The organism is Paenibacillus sp. EZ-K15, assembly GCF_002573715.1.
Lineage (GTDB): Bacteria > Bacillota > Bacilli > Paenibacillales > Paenibacillaceae > Paenibacillus_AQ.
This window is the reverse complement of record NZ_PDHM01000017.1, coordinates 1-16,723: the sequence shown is the minus strand read 5'-3', so window position 1 is coordinate 16,723 and position 16,723 is coordinate 1. Positions and strand designations below refer to the sequence as shown.

Here is a 16,723-nt window from a genome sequence, read left to right as displayed (position 1 = left end):
AATGAATTCATTAATCGAGGTCAATCATTTAAGCACTTATTTCGAATCCGGAACCGGAACGATCAAATCGGTGGACGATATCAGCTTTCGCATCCGCGAAGGCGAAACGGTATGCGTCGTGGGCGAATCCGGCTGCGGCAAGAGCATCACGGCCATGTCGATCATGGGACTGGTCGAAGGGCCGCACGGGAAAGTGGTGAACGGCCGGATCCAATTCGGAGACAAGGATCTTTTAAAGATCAGCAAAGAAGAGATGCGCCGAATTCGGGGCAACGACATCTCGATCATATTCCAAGAACCGATGTCTTCCCTGAACCCGGTCATTACGATCGGAAAGCAAATCATGGAGCCGCTTATGCTCCATCGCCAGATGAACAAAAAACAAGCCTATGCGCGAGCGCTCGAGCTGATCGAGCTGGTTGGCATTTCCCGAGGGGAACAAATCGCGGCTTCCTATTCCCATCAATTGTCGGGAGGCATGCTGCAACGCATCATGATTGCGATTGCAATCTCGTGCGGCCCCAAGCTGTTGATCGCCGACGAACCGACGACGGCATTGGACGTTACCATCCAGGCGCAGGTGCTGGAAACGCTGAGGGAAAGCAAGGAGCAATCCAATATGTCGATCCTGCTGATTACGCACGATCTTGGTGTGGTGGCCGAAATGGCGGATTATGTCATCGTCATGTACGCGGGGAAAATCGTCGAGGAGGGAGACGTCGAGGAAATCTTCGACCGTCCGAAACATCCTTACACGAAGGGATTGCTGAAATCCAAACCGATCCTCGGCGAGCGCTCGGACCAGTTGTACTCCATCCCAGGCCAGGTACCCAATCCGCTTGAACTGATGGAATCCTGCTATTTTCATGATCGCTGTGAAAGCTGCATGGCCATCTGCCGATCCCGGCAGCCGTCACTAAGAGAGGTGGAACCCGGTCACAGAACGGCCTGTTGGTTGTATGAAGAGGAGGCGCGGCATGAGTGAAGCATTGCTGGAAGTACGACATTTAAAAAAATACTTTCCCATTACCGCCGGGCTGCTTAATCGTAACGTCGGTCACGTCAAAGCGGTCGATGATATCAGTTTGACAATTCGGGCTGGAGAAACGTTCGGCCTGGTCGGCGAATCCGGCAGCGGCAAAAGCACGGTTGGGCGCACGATACTCCGGCTTCATGAGAAAACCAGCGGGGACATCCTGTACAAAGGTATCCCGTTTCACGACCTGCCCAAATCGGAGATGCGAAAGCTCAGGCCTAAAATGCAGCTTATCTTTCAGGACCCCTACAGCTCGCTTAACCCGCGTATCCGCATCGGAGACGCTATCGGCGAAGCGCTGCTGGAACACGGTTTGGCCGAAAGAGCCGAGGTTCGTGGTCAGGTGCTGGATGTACTGGAAGCTTGCGGCCTGTCTGCCTATCACTACAATCGGTTTCCGCACGAGTTTTCAGGCGGCCAGCGGCAGCGGATCGGCATTGCCCGCGCTCTGGTACTGAATCCTGATTTCATAATCGCCGATGAGCCGGTATCCGCGCTTGATGTGTCCATCCAGGCACAGATCATCAATTTGTTTCAAAAACTTCAGCATAACCGCGGATTAACCTATTTGTTCATTTCGCATGACTTAAGCGTCGTGGAGCATTTGTGTAATCGCATCGGGGTGATGTATCTCGGTTCCATGATGGAAATGGCTTCGCGTGACGAACTGTTCAGCCGTCCGCTGCATCCATATACCCAAGCATTGCTATCGGCGATCCCTGTCCCGGTACCGAGGCTGAAGCGGGAGAGGATCGTGCTTAAAGGGGACATTCCGAGTCCGGCTCAACCGCCTTCTGGCTGCAAGTTCCATACACGCTGCCCTTATGCCTTGGCGCAGTGTAAGGAAGTCGTGCCCGAGTTCCGCAACGTGGGGGACGATCATTACGTGGCATGTCATCTCGTTTGAAGCGGCACGCCATCTTCGGATCCTTTTGTAACACATTGAGGATATGCCCGGGGGGCGTGTTCGGATTGCGGAAGTTGTAAAATATGAGCGAAATGGCTGCTGGATACCGGCAGCCAGTCAATCATAAGAGGTCAAAGAAGGAGTGCAACTTGTTGTCATATCAATTGGAATTATCATTCAGTCCTGTCAACGAACTGATCAACAGCCTCCATACGTTTCTTTGCAAAAGCTGGCACAAACGGATTGATCTTGGCCCTGCCTGGACTCAGAATGTCCATGCATCCTTGTCTCCCGAATTCGCCGATCAACTGGAACAGACCGGAATCGATTTGGAATGGAAGTTGCTTCATCTTCTGGTCTATGTGTCACCGAACAAGAACCGAGTTGAAGATTTTCTAACGTGGATGCGTAAACTTACGCTGGGCGAGCTCTTTGCCGTGCTGTCTCCATATGTCCAGACGTTTCCCGAAGATTTCGGAACGGTACGCGATCGGCAGCATCGCATGCTGTCCGAATGGAATGCAGTCTATTTTAAACATATAGACCCTGGGATCGTCACGGCTTTGCGTGCCGAAGTGGAAGAGAAGGCGGAATGGGATGAATTTGAAGCTTACGAGAAGGCGGCAGCCTTGACGAACGGGTTTTGTTTCGAGCCGGTGAACGGGCTGGAGAAGCTGGTTCTGATTCCGCATTACCATTTTCAGCCCGGCAATATCTTTTATTCATACGGAAGCCTGACCCTCTGCCATTATGCATCCAGGATCGAGCCGCTTGCCGAGGAAGACGATGAGCCGTCGCTTCATTTATACCGGCTTCTTCGCAGTCTGAGCGAGAAGAGCCGTTTGCGGATTCTGCACTTTTTGCGCAGCGAACCGCGTACTTTTATCGAAGTGGTTCGACATCTTGGCATATCCAAAGGCATAACGCATGACCACATTTTCAATTTGCGCAGTGCGGGACTGCTCAACGTTCATGTCGTTGGAGAGACGGTATCGACCTATAGTTTACGAGTGGAACGAATTCAACAAATCGAGCAGGGGCTGTTCGATTATTTGGGAATGACCCCCAGCCTGTTATCCAATCCCGTCAATGAAATGGAATAATCAAGCAAACGAGTGTTGACCGAATCGGCGGAGACACAGCTTTAAGCAGGGATGAGCTGTTTAGCTGTGTCTTTTTTTCGTTAAAAATATCAAAATTGTAAAGGAGCGAGATACCATGACTACATTAAATGAATATTTAGCACAAAAAAAAGCGGCGGCAGAGGCCCTGCGTTCTCAAGCGGAGCAAGACCCCAAGCCGAATACCTATTCTGCCAAGGTGCAGGCGAAAGGCCGCAGCGGCGTTCGAGAAATACGCATACGCGACTTCCAAATTATCAGCGACAGCCCTGAGAATTATGCCGGATATAGCCTCGGTCCCTCATCACCTGAAATTCAGCTTGGCGTATTAGGCAGCTGCCTGACTCATATTACGTTGATTCAAGCTGCGGAACGGGGTGTATCGCTGGAATCCCTTGAAGTCGAAGTCACGGGGCAATTGCACCCGCTTGCCGGCAAACCGGGATACGAGGACATTCCCATATATCCGCATAATATCGAATATAACATTCACATCGTATCCGAAGAATCCGCCGAAACCATCGCTGAGCTTCATGCAGCGGTTGAGCGCGTATGTCCGATATACAACCTGCTAAAGTATCCGCAATCCATCTCCGGTGGAGTGGTGCATCGCTCGCCTGCTAGCCAGCCAGAAGGTTCTTCCTTATAGAAATGAAGAGATAGATACATCGTCTTGACGAACGGACACACAATTTGGATTGTGTGTCTTTTATGCTATAACAGGGCACAGAATGTTTATAACAAGAGCCATCTGTCTTAGAAAAAACACCTTACAGAAAGCAAACAGATTCTTATTTTATGTTATTTGATTTTTCCGCCTTATTCCTTGGAAAATCAGCATAAACGCCATTAAGAAAAATAAAATATTGACTGAACTTAAAGGCTGTTTTCCTAAAAAATCCTTAATTATAAGATAAGATTGGATAACCAAGATAATGGATGCATATAGAAAATACATATTAGATTTGTCTTTAAATTTCCGGCCAAGTGACTTAATTATCATGGTAAATGCAATGGCATAGATAGTGATTATCCCGACAAGGATAAGAGCTAAGATCGATAAGTTCAAAAAAATCAGCCCCTTCATTTATTATGAATTACATTTTATCACATAAAAAGCAAACCTTGCGTCCGACGATAAGAAATATATATTGACAGTACAACTCTCTTTGGACATACGCGATATGATAGTTCAATAAAGACAAGAAGGAGCGCTAAGGGCAGTTATGCATAATAAAAAGATTTCAAGGATTCATAATACAATTTTCCAAACATGGTAGTATAATGGAGGGAAGTTGTTATTATTTCTTACCGCGTGCCTCTTCTGGCGCGCGGTATAAGGCTGCTGCAAGAGACACGGAGTCCGCGCTAAGCCAACGTGCCCTGTCCATCGGAGGTGGCGTTAGATGAAAGATGTGGAAACAAGCACAAGTAAAAAATACGTTTTATTTTTGCTTATGCTTACGCTGATAGTAGATGCAACATTGCTTTTAGTTAGTCTTAAACAATACTACTTAATCTTTGATACTTCTGGATGGAATAGTTTTGTCGTATTTAATATAGTAGTATTAACTTTAATGTTAGTAATATCAAAAAAGAAGATTATATGGCTTCCTATTGTCATATTATTCTTTTTATTAATAGGTTATCGGATGGCTTTTTTATTTATGGAATGGGAATACGACTATGTGGATTCACCTAAAGGAACGGAAACTTTAATTATAAAGCACCGAGTAGCAACCTTAGGCGAAAGCCATTATTCATATGAATTTTATCAAAAGTCGTTTCCTTTTCTAATGAAAAAACTACCTGAAGAAGATGTAGGAATTACGGTTTATGATCATGATTCACATCCAAATGCAGAGAGAGCATTAGGATTTGATCGTCCTGTATGGCTGAATGAAAAGGAAGTATTCTTTGAATCAAAAGATGGTCAAAAGAAGATTACACTAAACAAATAATGAACAGAGTATTAATTAACAGCCGTTTACGAGATCGGCTGCCTTTGTTCAACTATGGGCAGGATGGTGGTTGGATTCGGATGTTACAGATAAAGAAAGCTTCGGAAGTTATTAAGGGACTGACCCCATTGAGTAGGATCAATCAAAAACACCTTCAAGGGAATGTTTCAATAGAGACAACCTTGGAGGTGTTTTTACATTTTACAAGAGATTAGATTTAATTTAATATTTATACATTAAGGGGTAGTACCAGCCTATTAGCTAGAAGACTTTAGTCAATTTGATGTCCATCCAATGTACCCAATTCTTACCGTCGTTTGACAGCTCCCAACTACCTGTTAAGGTGTTGCTATCTTCACTAAACATTCCTGTAAAACGCTCCGATTTGCCCAAAATTGTCCAGGCACGGTCGATTAGGTTCGCTTGGTATGCACTGAAATTGCCTTGGTTGTCATATGAGTGTGTGGTGTAATTCTGACTGGAAGCATCATAGCCAATGATCTCAATAGCCTTAACCTCTTCTTTCCCCATATGGCCATCAACATGATGAATAAGAAAATGACCCCCGGGCAACCATTCGTAGGTATCTATTGCTTTCAACTGATCAGCTGGCCCAGACGGACTCGCTTTAATCACACCCTCTGTATTCCATTTCCCTACGAAGACATTCAAGCGTGCCATTGCAGGATCTGGTTTAGACGAATTTTGTGAAGTAAGGGCATCATCATTCTCTGGTTCACGGATATTGTTTGTTACCATTTTAATTCTCCTTTCATGCTATGTTTCTTATATCATAGCATGTAACAAATGTTATGATTTCTTATCAATTGCTCATTTAATTACTCAGGGATAACCAAATTACCTATTAACCAGAACTGCCCTTTAGAATGCACAAAAGCGACCATTTTGTAGGAATTTCACATAATCGTGACCACCTGCACATCGCATATCTTCCACCCTAATGCTAAATCGGCGACAATCCTCGGCTAAATGGCCGGGGATTGTTTTATTCTGCAACATAACCCAATGACTCCTTTGGGCGCAGCACCAACCACAAACAAAGAAAGGACATGGAATAAAACGGTTGCGGCTTTCGTAATTTATATATTGAACATATTGAATGAAATGTGGTGATTCGGATGAGCTCTACGGAAAGAATACCTTTGTATCAGAGGGTTCAAGAGTATATACGCGACTTGATAACATCGAAAGTACTGAAGGTTGGAGACCGTATACCAACGGAAAAGGAACTCATGGAGCGTTTCGGCGTAAGCAAGATTACGGTCGTTAATGCCCTGGCCGGTTTGGTTAACGAAAGAATCATAACCAGGATGCCCGGAAAGGGGACTTTTGTAAGCGAGCCTGAATATGAAATGCCGACAACATCTCCTAAAATCGCCGTAAAGCCTATCCATAAAACCAGCGGAGAAATGGGGACGCGGTTGATAGGCCTAATTCTGCCCAGCATTTATGACTATTTTACGATTAGACTTATACAAGGTATTCAGCAAGCGCTAAATGAAAACGATTACCGTTGCGTTATTTATTTATCAGAGGGCAACCTTGATAAGGAAAAAGAGGCTATTAAGACATGTAGTAAAATCGGAGTGGAAGGGTTACTGATTTTCCCGGTTGACGAGGAATTATTCAACGAGGAAATATTAAGCATGAAATTCGCGGGGTTTCCGTTCGTTCTCATCGACCGTTACCTTCCTGGGGTGGAAACTCATTATATAGCATCAGACGGTAGGCTTGGCGCTAACATGGCGGTAAATTACCTGTGGGAGCTGGGGCATCGTGAAATCGCCATATGTTCCGATTCACCCATACAAACCGTCACCGTTCAAGAGCGGATCGATGGATATATGAATGCCTTCAAGGAAAAGGGAGCACTCATAAACCCTGCCCACATCGTGACCGGTTTTGAAATCGGAAGTCTTGAGCAAGCTGAAACACATCCACTGTACCGCTATATCCAAAATCGAATGGCAACGGCCTATATTACGCTAAATGGAAGTCTTGGAGTGAAAATCTATCAGATTGCGCGTCAAGTTGGATTGAAGGTGCCTGAGGACATATCCATCATCAGTTTTGACGATCCGACTTCAATCATCGAAGGATACAGCACCTTCACACATGTTAAACAGTTTGAACGAGACATGGGCTACCGCGCGGCTTACACGCTGGTTGAGGTCATTAACAATGATGACGGGCAACACGGAAAATACTTTAAAACCCTAGTGGAGCCGGAATTGGTGATTGGCGAGACGACGGGAAAAAACGTTTTCTCCACTTCGTGATATCAACACCCGTTTCCCCCTATATAGGTAACCTAATTACGAGTCCGACGCGCTTTCTATTCAAAACCTGACAATGGAAGCGACGGTTCCCCGGGCTCTTCTACTACGTCAACTGCAACTTCCTCTCATGAAATCCTCCCATAATAAGTCCCAAATCCATAAAGAAATCCAGCAGAAGCTCTTCAAACCATTCACAGGTTGCTTTATTTCAATAAACATTTTTATCAAACAATTTCATAAGTATATATTGAATATAATGTATTCTTGCCAAGGAATAAAAACACCTGAATATGGCCGACAGCCATCGATCATGCCCCAAACGACGCATCGTACGCCCAGGGAGCAGTGCACACGATGTACAAAATAAAATTATGGAATGATTCCTACACCATATTGAATATATTTAAATTGTAGAAATGAAACCGCTTGCAATGAAGGAGGGGGAGACAGTCGCTATATACCGTCGAAACATCGAAAATTGGCTCTGTTCCTAAGCTATCGGGAATGGATTCGTAAAAATCCGATACGACGAAGTAGGAGGTGTACGGGGAATGGTACCAAAGGGTGTGGTTATCCACGGATTTGAGCAATTAAAGAAGAACAAGAAACTGAGTAGAATATGGTATTTCAGGCATATATATTTATTTTTGCTTCCTGCTATCATCTGGTTTCTGGTTTTTGCTTACTATCCGATGTACGGCATTTTAATAGCGTTCAAAGATTACAAATTCAATCTGGGAATATTGGGGAGTCCGTGGGCAGGCTTTAAATATTTCGAACAGTTTTTAAACGATTCCAGTTTTTACGATGTACTCCGAAATACGTTATCCATTAGTGCCCTTAAACTTTTTTTCGGATTTCCAGCTCCATTGATCCTAGCCTTAATGCTCAATGCCGTCATGCACAAAAAATTCAAAAGAGTGTTTCAAACGATTTCCTATCTACCACACTTCGTTTCGTGGGTCGTTGTCGTTACCTTGCTTCAAAAAATCCTGTCTCCGAACGTAGGGCTAATCAATGACATTCGGTACCAAATGGGTTTGGATCCAATCTTTTTTATGGGAAAACCGGAATTATTCTATCCATTGGTCATCATTTCCGACATTTGGAAAGGTGTAGGCTGGGGTTCGATCATTTATTTAGCCGCGTTAACGAATATCGATCCGCACTTGTATGAAGCTGCGGAAATCGACGGGGCAGGTCGATGGAGCAAACTGTTTAAGATCACGCTTCCATGCCTTACTCCAACGATCGGCATATTGCTAATATTCTCCCTCAGCGGAATACTGAACGCGGGTTTTGACCAAATCTGGCTGATGCAGTCCCCGGCAACATTAAGCGTTTCGGAGATATTGGACACCTATGTCTTAAAAACAGGCCTCCAACAGGGGCAATTAGCATATTCCACGGCCATTGGTTTATTCAAATCTGCGATTTCGCTGCTGCTCATTGTTGCTGTCAATAATATATCTAGACGTGTGAGTAACGTATCGTTATGGTAATAAGCTCAAGATGAGGAGGTGTGTGTATGGATGCGAGAAGGCTGACGCCAGCAGATAAAATGTATATGACGCTTAACTATTCGGTGCTGCTTTTATTCTGCGCTACAGCACTCTATCCATTTATCTATTTTCTAGCCCTTTCTTTCAATGACGGCTACGATGCGATGAAGGGTGGAATCTATTTTTTTCCTAGAGTGTTTACATTAGAAAACTATGCTAAAGCTTTTAGCAATTCATTGATCTTAAATTCGTTTTATATTTCCATTACCCGAACCCTTGTGGTAACGGTTGCCTCCGTATTTTTGACGGCCTTATTAGCCTACGCACTTTCGCGGAAAGGTTTGCCTGGAAGAAAATATATTGTATTCTTCTTTTTCTTTACCACCTTGTTCAGCGGAGGACTTATTCCGACTTTTATCCTGTTCCGGCAATTACACATCCTGGATACGTTTTGGGTGTTGGTGTTGCCTTCCCTATATAGTTTTTTCAATGCGATTATCATGAAAACCTTCTTCGACGGGATTCCTGAAGGTCTGTCGGAATCGGCCCGAATAGACGGAGCAAGCGAGCTGTCGGTATTTGCGAGAATCATACTGCCTCTTTCGATGCCGGTGCTTGCTACCATTGCCTTGTTTGTCGGGGTGGGCGTGTGGAATGACTGGTTTACCGGTCAATTTTTCATACAGAATGAAAAACTGCAGCCTGCAGCTACGTTCCTTAATAAGATGATCAGCGAAGCGTCTTTCCAGTCAATGACGTCGTCGTCGGGAAATAGCGGATCCGCAATTCAAAACATGACTGAGACTCAGATGGAGCTGCGAGGAGTAACGCCGGAAGCCTTGAGGATGACTTTCGTCATTATTATAACGACCCCGATCATCTGTGTGTATCCATTTCTTCAGAAATATTTTGTGAAAGGCGTACTGGTAGGTTCTCTTAAGGAGTAGTTGGTATGAAGGGCAAGTGCCTTTTATATAAAAACTTCCAATGGAAGGGGATTGTAGTATGAGGAGGAACAGGCGTAGGAGTATTTTTGGCATGACACTAATCGCTTTACTACTTTTCGTGACAATGACGGCATGCACGGGAACAAGCAAAGAAGAGGGCGCAGACACGGTTGACACGGGTCCGAATGAGTCAGGTACTGAAGAAATGAAGCCGGTAACCTTGACTTTCCTGAGTGCTTGGAACGGTGGCGGTGCCGGTTTCCCACAGGATCAGAAGAATAATCCCGTAGCCGAAAAAATTAGGGAAAAAACCGGGGTAACGTTAAACCTGGAATCCATCACAACAAGCGAAGCAGAAAAACTAAACACCATATTTGCTTCCGGTACGGTTCCGGATATTGTTAACGCACCTTTCTGGTCTACTACAGGAGGAGAAGGACAAGTCATCAAGAAAGCGGCCATGGAAGGACAGCTTCTGGATTTAACCCCTTATCTCGATAAATACCCGAATATTAAAAGACTTGTGACTACCGGGATTGCGAAGGATTTTGCCGAGTTCGATCTCAATAGTCCCGAATTTGAAGGCAAGACTTATCTCATTCCAACGGAGACCCCGGACGGAACCCCCGAGAGCATTCATAATTGGAATTACGGCCTTTTTGCCAGGGGAGATATCCTGAAAGCTTTAAATGTAAAAGCGGAGGATATTGATACGCAAGAAGAACTATATGAACTATTGGTCAAGATAAGAGATGGCGGTTTCAAGGATATTGGCGGGAAGCCGGTCATCCCGGCCGGAACCATGTGGAATGGATGGGATTACGGCCAATTCCTTGCGGGGTGGACGGATTACACAATTTCGGACTTCCGTGAAGTGGATGGAAAACTGATCCACTGGACGCAATCCGAGGATCATGAAGCTAGGTTGTTATACATGAGAAAGTTATTAACGGAAGGTTTGTTTGATCTTGAAGCCTTCAACAATACGAGCACAACAGCGAATGAAAAGCTTACGACGGGCAAGATTGCCATCTTCGGAGCCCAACCTATGTTAGCGGATTTACAAAAAACGCTGTATAAGACGAATCCGGAAATGCAATATGAACTACTCGGACCGATGAAGAATAAGAGCGGAGACATTCGAACGCAAGTGGAAAAACCCGGCCGTTCCGGTTTCCCTGCCCTTTTCTTAAGCGCGAACATCAAAGATCCCGATGCGGCATTGCGGTACATTGATTATGTCAACAGCGAAGAAGGCCGATTGCTTGCGTATTTCGGGATCGAAGGAACGCACTACACCATGGAAAACGGGCTACCCCAATGGATTCCTGATGTGAAAAAACAATTCGATGAAAACCCGGATCTGAAAAGAGACGCAGGGCTCAATTATCTTCCAGGAAGGTTCATCGGCGCATTCTCCAATGAGGTCACTTGGCCTACGCCCGAGGATCAAAAAACGGAGTGGCAAAAGCTGGAGGAGAGCTTCTCGGAGAGAATGCCGATCAAAATCATTGACAAAGTGAGCGCCAGCTACCTTGCAAGAGAGTGGTCCAAATATCAGGAATATATAAGTAAAACCAGCAGTTTGAATTTCGATGAGGAATTTAAGAAAGCATTTTTTGCGGCGTCAGATGAAGAAGCTCTAAATCTGCTTCACAGTGTTCAAGAAAAATTTAGAGCTGCCGGCGTGGAGGAAATGGCGGAGTTCGTGGCTCAAAAAGCTGCAGAACGAGATGATGTAGGGTTCTAGTGAAGGAAGTTTATCCATGATGGGATGGTGTCACAGCCATCCCAAATCACTTTGATTAAAAGATTACGGAGGGAAGACGAATGTTGAACGTTGCGATGTTAAGTAAGTGGCATGTGCATGCAGATGATTACGCAAGAAGGTTACAATCTCACGGTAACGTTAAACTCACGGCAGTCTGGGACGAACAGCCTGAACGCGGAAGCGAATGGGCTGCCCAATTGGGAACGGATTTTGAAGCGGATTTGGACACTCTGCTGCAACGGGAAGACATCGATGGCGTCGTGGTGGATGCCCCTACAAGCATGCACGCAGACGTCATGATAGCTGCCGCTGAGGCCGGCAAACACATCTTTACCGAGAAAGCCATGGCTCTAACCGGAGAAGAATGCAATCGGATATCTGCAGCGGTACGCAAAGCAGGCGTCAAGTTCTGCATTTCATTTCCCGCTCGCACAAGGCCGCACCAATTGTTCGCTAAGCAACTGATCGATGACCATGTATTAGGGGACATTACGCTTTTGCGCATTCGTAACGGCCACGACGGTGCTTTGAATAATTGGCTCCCAGATTACTGGTATGATGAGGAACAAACAGGGGGCGGAGCCATGATGGATTTGGGCTGTCATCCAATGTACATCGCCAGTTGGCTGCTCGGTAAGCCCAAAAGAATCACATCCATGTTTCATTATTTCACCAATCGTGCAGTCGAAGATAATGCGCAGTGCTCCATTGAGTTCGTAAACAACGCGGTCGCACTGGTCGAAACAAGCCTTGTTACGTACAGAACCCCTTCTGCCCTTGAGATTTACGGTACGGAGGGCACCTTAATGATCTCAGATGATACCGTTAGAGTCATCTCGAAGAAGCTCGATTACCCTTTTTCCGGATGGATCTCACCCACTCAACTCCCTAAAGAGCAGCCGCTTCCGATCATCCAATGGGCAGATGCATTGATTCATGACAAGCCAATGCCCTTTGGATTGGAGGACGGGACGAAATTGACGGAGCTATTGGAAGCGGCATACATCGCTCATAAGGAAAACCGAACGGTGGAGTTCAAATAACGCGGGGGAGGGAATACGATGAGAACCGTAAAAGTAGGGATCATCGGTTGCGGAATGATTGCGGGCGGGAAACATATGCCGTGTTTGTCCAAGTTAGATAACGTACAGATGGTGGCCTTCTGCGACTTGAAGCCGGAAAGAGCCGAGGAAGCCGCCAAAAAATACGGCACGCAAGGCGCAAAGGTGTTTACAAATTACAAGGATCTGCTTGCCATGGAAGATATTGAGGTTGTACATGTGCTAACACCGAACAGCTCCCACGCGACGATTTCCATTGATGCTCTCGAATGCGGCAAGCATGTCATGTGCGAAAAGCCAATGGCCGTCACAGGTGCGGAGGCCAAAGCGATGTACGAAGCCCACTTGCGAACAGGCAAGAAGCTAACGGTCGGGTATCAGAATCGTTCCAACGCCAAAAGCCAGCTGTTAAAAAAGATGATCGCCGATGGGGAACTTGGAGATATCTATTTTGCAAAAGCTGTCGCTACCCGAAGACGAGGCGTACCTACATGGGGCGTATTTCTAGATAAAGAGAAACAGGGGGGCGGTCCTATGATCGATATTGGAACCCACTCCCTTGATCTGATCCTATGGTTGATGGATAACTATGAACCGGAAAGTGTCGTCGGCAGTGTCTTCCATAAACTGAAGCATACGGAAAATGCGGCGAACGAATGGGGGGCCTGGGATCCAAACGAATTCGAGGTAGAAGATTCGGCGTTCGGGTATGTGAAGTTTAAAAATGGAGCTACGGTTATCATTGAAACCAGCTGGGCCCTTAACATTGCGGAAGGTGGCGGCAACCTGCTGTGCGGAACGAAGGGAGGAGCAGATTTTGCTAAAAATGAACTGCGGATCAATGGCGAGAGGGACGGGAGCTTGTTCCTGAATAAAATTGAGGTGAATCCGAATGCAAGAGAACTTTTCAGGGGAGAAGAAATGACCGATTTCGAGTATGAAGCCAAACAATGGATTCACAGTATCGTGAACGATACCGAACCCTTGGTTAAACCGAGGGAAGCTATGATTGTTTCACAAATATTAGAAGCCGTGTATATATCCGCAGATACAGGCAAAACCGTTTATTTTGATTAGGAATAAGGACGTGAAATAAAGAGTGCTTTTCCGTGGTCATTTCCCCTCATGGTAGACAGTGAAAAAAAAGTCCATGGTATCATGGATTCAACACTGTTCGACCAGAGGGGATTATTCTGTTTCCGAAGTATTACGATCCTACCAAGTAACTTAATTATCATGGTAAATGCAACGGCATAGATGGTGATTATCCCAACAAGGATAAGAGCTAAGATCGATAAATTCATAAAATCAGCCCCTTCATTTGTAATGATTTACATTTTACTATATAAAAACAAATCTTGTGTCTGACGACAAGCACATGGCCCAGTGAAGGTCGCTAGTTTAGCGGCTTTTTTGTTTTACCGGTTAGACGATATCTAATCACTTTCCAATCCCGATTTCATTAAGATAGTTGGCAGGAAGAGGTAATAAATGAATAAATCTATAGTCCACCTTTCATCGTTGTCTTCTTTTCCAATATGATGATTATGTATTGCGTTAAAGGATGGTGATTTTATGTTAGTAGGAGAATTCAAGCATCATATTATTCACAGGGATAACTGCAAGTGGAAAATCGACCGTAGCATAGTTGCTTTCTGAACAATTCGATAAAATCGTTCCATGTACATGGAGGCGACATGGATACGTAAAAGAACAGTAAAACCATTACTTCAAGTATGTTTTGATAAATTTGCCGTTGAGTTTATATATGCCTTAACCATTCACCTTAAAAAAAACGATTGGAGGACTTCAAAATGAGAGAAATAACAGCCGAAACTTTGACACCGATCTTAAGCAACATGCTCGGTACAACCATAATCTCCACCGATTTCCAAACCAAACCATTACATGGTGGTACAGTGGGGAATGTCCAGCTTGTAACGGGCAATGCCAAAACCACTGACGGCGGGACGTTGCCCTATAAAATCGTTTTAAAGACGCAGGAAAAATTTGAACGCTACGGCGATCCCGATTCCTGGCGCAGGGAATACGATTTTTATAAATCCAATTTCGGTGCTTTGTTTACTGAATCATTCCGTTGGCCTGAATGTTATCACTCGGAGATGAACGAAGAAGAAAACGAAACGCAGATATGGATGGAATATATCGACGGCATATCGGGTTTAGACTTGACCGGCGATATGTATGAACGCGTAGCCGAAGAATTAGGGCGGTTCCAAGGCAAGTTATATACTGAACAGCCAATTATTTTACAGAACTTGAAAAACCTGAGCAAAGTGGATTATATGAAGAACTTCTATCTTCGCTACCGGTCATGGAATAAAGTGTACGATTACATACGCTCCGACGATTGCGAAATCCCGAAACATCTATGTAACATGCTCATCGACATTGATGAAAACGCAGACGAAATTTTCAACCGTATTGAAAAGCTTCCCATCGTGCTGTGTCACAGGGATTTTTGGGTAACAAACATATTCTATTCAGACGGTAAAACCATACTCATCGACTGGGATACCACGGGATGGGGCTATTTAGGTGAAGATATGGCAAGTCTTATCGCGGACGAAGCCGATATTGAAAACATGGTTGCATACTACCATAGATGTATCCCGGCGTATTACAAGGGCTTTTCAGAATATGCGGATATTTCACACATAGAGGATAACTGCGTTTATGAGTTGATTCTACTTATGTTCGGATACAGGCTTGTAGAGTGGTTTATGGACGCAGGATCGGGAAATGAATTCCAAGAAACCGATGATGAAAGAACGCTGCACATCCATACCCTGCAAAAGATTTTTGAGATAAGGAATGAACAATAACAATTGGAGGTATCATGAATCTATTAGACTACGGCTTTCTACCGCAAAATTATTCAACAGGCACAGAGGGGACTTATGCAAGAGTTACCGCTGTGCATAAAGGGAGCTACAGCCTTATTACCGATTATGGTGAATGCTCCGCAAAATTAAAATCGAGTGTTTATTTCAACAACTGTACTGAGGAATTCCCCACTACTGGAGACTTTGTAGAAATTCAATACAACACAGAAGGTGAAAGCCTTATTATAAAAACGTTAAAACGCAAATCCAAATTTGCGAGAAATGACTTATCCGGTCATGGGTCTGAATATGTCAAAACAATTAAAGAGCAGACGGTTGCTGCTAATTTCGACTATGTATTCATCATGCAATCCCTTAACCACGATTTGAATCTAAAGCGATTAGAACGCTATTTAACTCTATCATGGCAGTCGGGCGCAATTCCAGTTGTGGTGCTGACGAAAGCAGATTTAATAGAAGACTACTCTGCACAACTTGCTTCAGTCAAACAAATTGCGATTGGCGTAGATGTTCACGGGATCAGTGCAAAAACGGGCTTTGGCATTGACGGACTTGCAGACTATCTTAAAAAAGGAAAGACCGTTGTTTTTCTCGGATCGTCGGGTGTGGGAAAATCCAGTCTTGTGAATGCTTTGGCTGGCAAGAAGGTGATGTCTGTCAAAGAAATTCGAGAAGAAGATAGCAAAGGTAGACACACCACCACGCATCGTCAGTTGATTAGATTGGACAGCGGCGTGATGGTTATTGATACCCCTGGTATGCGTGAGCTTGGAATGTGGAATGTGTCAGAAGGCTTGAGAGAGAGCTTTTCTGATGTAAAGCAGTTTTTAGGACGATGTAAATTTTCAGATTGTAAGCATCAAAACGAGCCTAGTTGTGCAATAAAAATGGCGATCGAGAACGGAAACCTTGCCTATGAACGGTGGGAAAGCTATCTAACTCTTAAAAAGGAAGCTGCGTTTGTTGATGATAAAGCTACTTATTTACGCAGTAAAGACCATCAGCAAGTAACTATGAAAGTATGGGAAAGGCAGAAGAGTAAGGAGACTCGTCGTACTAACGATTAACATTGATTTACTGATAAGCATATGAACTATAATTCAGCTAAAATCCTAAAGAGAGTCCACATTAAGTTGGGCTCTCTTAGTAGCATTAAACGGGCCGAAAATACACATTTCAGCCGAGTCTGTAAAATAAATTGTGTAAACTCCCAAATCTATTAAAATGGAAGTAATAGAAAGGTTGGGGAG

14 protein-coding genes are annotated in these 16,723 nt (G+C 44.6%); 13 read left to right on the top strand and 1 reads right to left on the bottom strand.

Annotated features, from left to right (window positions below):
* The first annotated feature begins 1 nt into the window (after position 1).
* The 5 genes from CRG97_RS16600 (at position 2) to CRG97_RS16575 (ending at position 5,025) form a co-directional block, all read left to right on the top strand.
* Positions 2-985: an ABC transporter ATP-binding protein gene (locus tag CRG97_RS16600; RefSeq protein ID WP_098745243.1), complete on the top strand. Its 984-nt coding sequence runs from the start codon at positions 2-4 to the stop codon at positions 983-985.
* Positions 978-1,943, top strand: a complete 966-nt coding sequence (locus CRG97_RS16595) for an ABC transporter ATP-binding protein (RefSeq protein WP_098745240.1) — start codon at positions 978-980, stop codon at positions 1,941-1,943. Before CRG97_RS16600 ends, CRG97_RS16595 begins: the two co-directional genes overlap by 8 nt.
* A 152-nt stretch (positions 1,944-2,095) precedes the next feature.
* On the top strand, positions 2,096-3,046 hold the full coding sequence (locus CRG97_RS16590) for an ArsR/SmtB family transcription factor (protein WP_098745237.1): 951 nt from the start codon (positions 2,096-2,098) through the stop codon (positions 3,044-3,046).
* A 115-nt stretch (positions 3,047-3,161) separates the two neighbouring features.
* On the top strand, positions 3,162-3,713 hold the full coding sequence (locus CRG97_RS16585; protein ID WP_098745234.1) for an OsmC family protein: 552 nt from the start codon (positions 3,162-3,164) through the stop codon (positions 3,711-3,713).
* 757 nt (positions 3,714-4,470) lie between these two features.
* Positions 4,471-5,025, top strand: coding sequence for a hypothetical protein (locus CRG97_RS16575; protein WP_098745228.1), 555 nt, complete (start codon positions 4,471-4,473; stop codon positions 5,023-5,025).
* Between the two features lie 261 nt (positions 5,026-5,286).
* Here the strand turns inward: CRG97_RS16575 and CRG97_RS16570 are convergent, their stop codons facing one another.
* Positions 5,287-5,784, bottom strand: coding sequence for a DUF1579 family protein (locus tag CRG97_RS16570; RefSeq protein WP_098745226.1), 498 nt, complete (start codon positions 5,782-5,784; stop codon positions 5,287-5,289).
* 380 nt (positions 5,785-6,164) lie between these two features.
* On the opposite strand from CRG97_RS16570, the gene CRG97_RS16565 reads away from it, so the two are divergent.
* The 8 genes from CRG97_RS16565 (at position 6,165) to rsgA (ending at position 16,540) form a co-directional block, all read left to right on the top strand.
* Positions 6,165-7,325, top strand: coding sequence for a GntR family transcriptional regulator (locus tag CRG97_RS16565; protein WP_098745223.1), 1,161 nt, complete (start codon positions 6,165-6,167; stop codon positions 7,323-7,325).
* A 551-nt stretch (positions 7,326-7,876) separates the two neighbouring features.
* The gene (locus tag CRG97_RS16560; RefSeq protein ID WP_098745220.1) at positions 7,877-8,827 is read left to right on the top strand and encodes an ABC transporter permease; all 951 of its coding nucleotides are present in this window, start codon (positions 7,877-7,879) and stop codon (positions 8,825-8,827) included.
* A gap of 26 nt (positions 8,828-8,853) precedes the next feature.
* Entirely contained in the window at positions 8,854-9,774 is a 921-nt protein-coding gene (locus tag CRG97_RS16555; RefSeq protein ID WP_098745217.1) for a carbohydrate ABC transporter permease, read from the top strand.
* Between the two features lie 91 nt (positions 9,775-9,865).
* Positions 9,866-11,524 carry an extracellular solute-binding protein gene (locus CRG97_RS16550; RefSeq protein ID WP_098745215.1) on the top strand — a complete coding sequence of 553 codons (1,659 nt, stop codon included), beginning with the start codon at positions 9,866-9,868 and terminating at the stop codon, positions 11,522-11,524.
* A gap of 80 nt (positions 11,525-11,604) precedes the next feature.
* Complete coding sequence (locus CRG97_RS16545; protein WP_098745213.1) at positions 11,605-12,588, top strand: Gfo/Idh/MocA family protein; 984 nt, start codon at positions 11,605-11,607, stop codon at positions 12,586-12,588.
* A gap of 18 nt (positions 12,589-12,606) precedes the next feature.
* Entirely contained in the window at positions 12,607-13,683 is a 1,077-nt protein-coding gene (locus tag CRG97_RS16540) for a Gfo/Idh/MocA family protein (protein WP_098745210.1), read from the top strand.
* A 737-nt stretch (positions 13,684-14,420) separates the two neighbouring features.
* A complete protein-coding gene (locus CRG97_RS16530; protein WP_098745205.1) occupies positions 14,421-15,452 on the top strand; it encodes a phosphotransferase in 1,032 nt (343 codons plus the stop codon).
* A gap of 14 nt (positions 15,453-15,466) precedes the next feature.
* On the top strand, positions 15,467-16,540 hold the full coding sequence (rsgA, locus tag CRG97_RS16525) for a ribosome small subunit-dependent GTPase A (protein ID WP_098745202.1): 1,074 nt from the start codon (positions 15,467-15,469) through the stop codon (positions 16,538-16,540).
* Positions 16,541-16,723: the final 183 nt, after the last annotated feature.

Excerpts from the sequence above, each read along its gene's own strand:
- CRG97_RS16600 (WP_098745243.1), top strand. The coding sequence starts at position 2 with ATGAATTCATTAATCGAGGTCAATCATTTAAGCACTTATTTCGAATCC.
- CRG97_RS16595 (WP_098745240.1), top strand. The coding sequence starts at position 978 with ATGAGTGAAGCATTGCTGGAAGTACGACATTTAAAAAAATACTTTCCC.
- CRG97_RS16585 (WP_098745234.1), top strand. The coding sequence starts at position 3,162 with ATGACTACATTAAATGAATATTTAGCACAAAAAAAAGCGGCGGCAGAG.
- CRG97_RS16575 (WP_098745228.1), top strand. The coding sequence starts at position 4,471 with ATGAAAGATGTGGAAACAAGCACAAGTAAAAAATACGTTTTATTTTTG.
- CRG97_RS16570 (WP_098745226.1), bottom strand. The coding sequence starts at position 5,784 with ATGGTAACAAACAATATCCGTGAACCAGAGAATGATGATGCCCTTACT.
- CRG97_RS16565 (WP_098745223.1), top strand. The coding sequence starts at position 6,165 with ATGAGCTCTACGGAAAGAATACCTTTGTATCAGAGGGTTCAAGAGTAT.
- CRG97_RS16560 (WP_098745220.1), top strand. The coding sequence starts at position 7,877 with ATGGTACCAAAGGGTGTGGTTATCCACGGATTTGAGCAATTAAAGAAG.
- CRG97_RS16555 (WP_098745217.1), top strand. The coding sequence starts at position 8,854 with ATGGATGCGAGAAGGCTGACGCCAGCAGATAAAATGTATATGACGCTT.
- CRG97_RS16550 (WP_098745215.1), top strand. The coding sequence starts at position 9,866 with ATGACACTAATCGCTTTACTACTTTTCGTGACAATGACGGCATGCACG.
- CRG97_RS16545 (WP_098745213.1), top strand. The coding sequence starts at position 11,605 with ATGTTGAACGTTGCGATGTTAAGTAAGTGGCATGTGCATGCAGATGAT.
- CRG97_RS16540 (WP_098745210.1), top strand. The coding sequence starts at position 12,607 with ATGAGAACCGTAAAAGTAGGGATCATCGGTTGCGGAATGATTGCGGGC.
- CRG97_RS16530 (WP_098745205.1), top strand. The coding sequence starts at position 14,421 with ATGAGAGAAATAACAGCCGAAACTTTGACACCGATCTTAAGCAACATG.
- rsgA (WP_098745202.1), top strand. The coding sequence starts at position 15,467 with ATGAATCTATTAGACTACGGCTTTCTACCGCAAAATTATTCAACAGGC.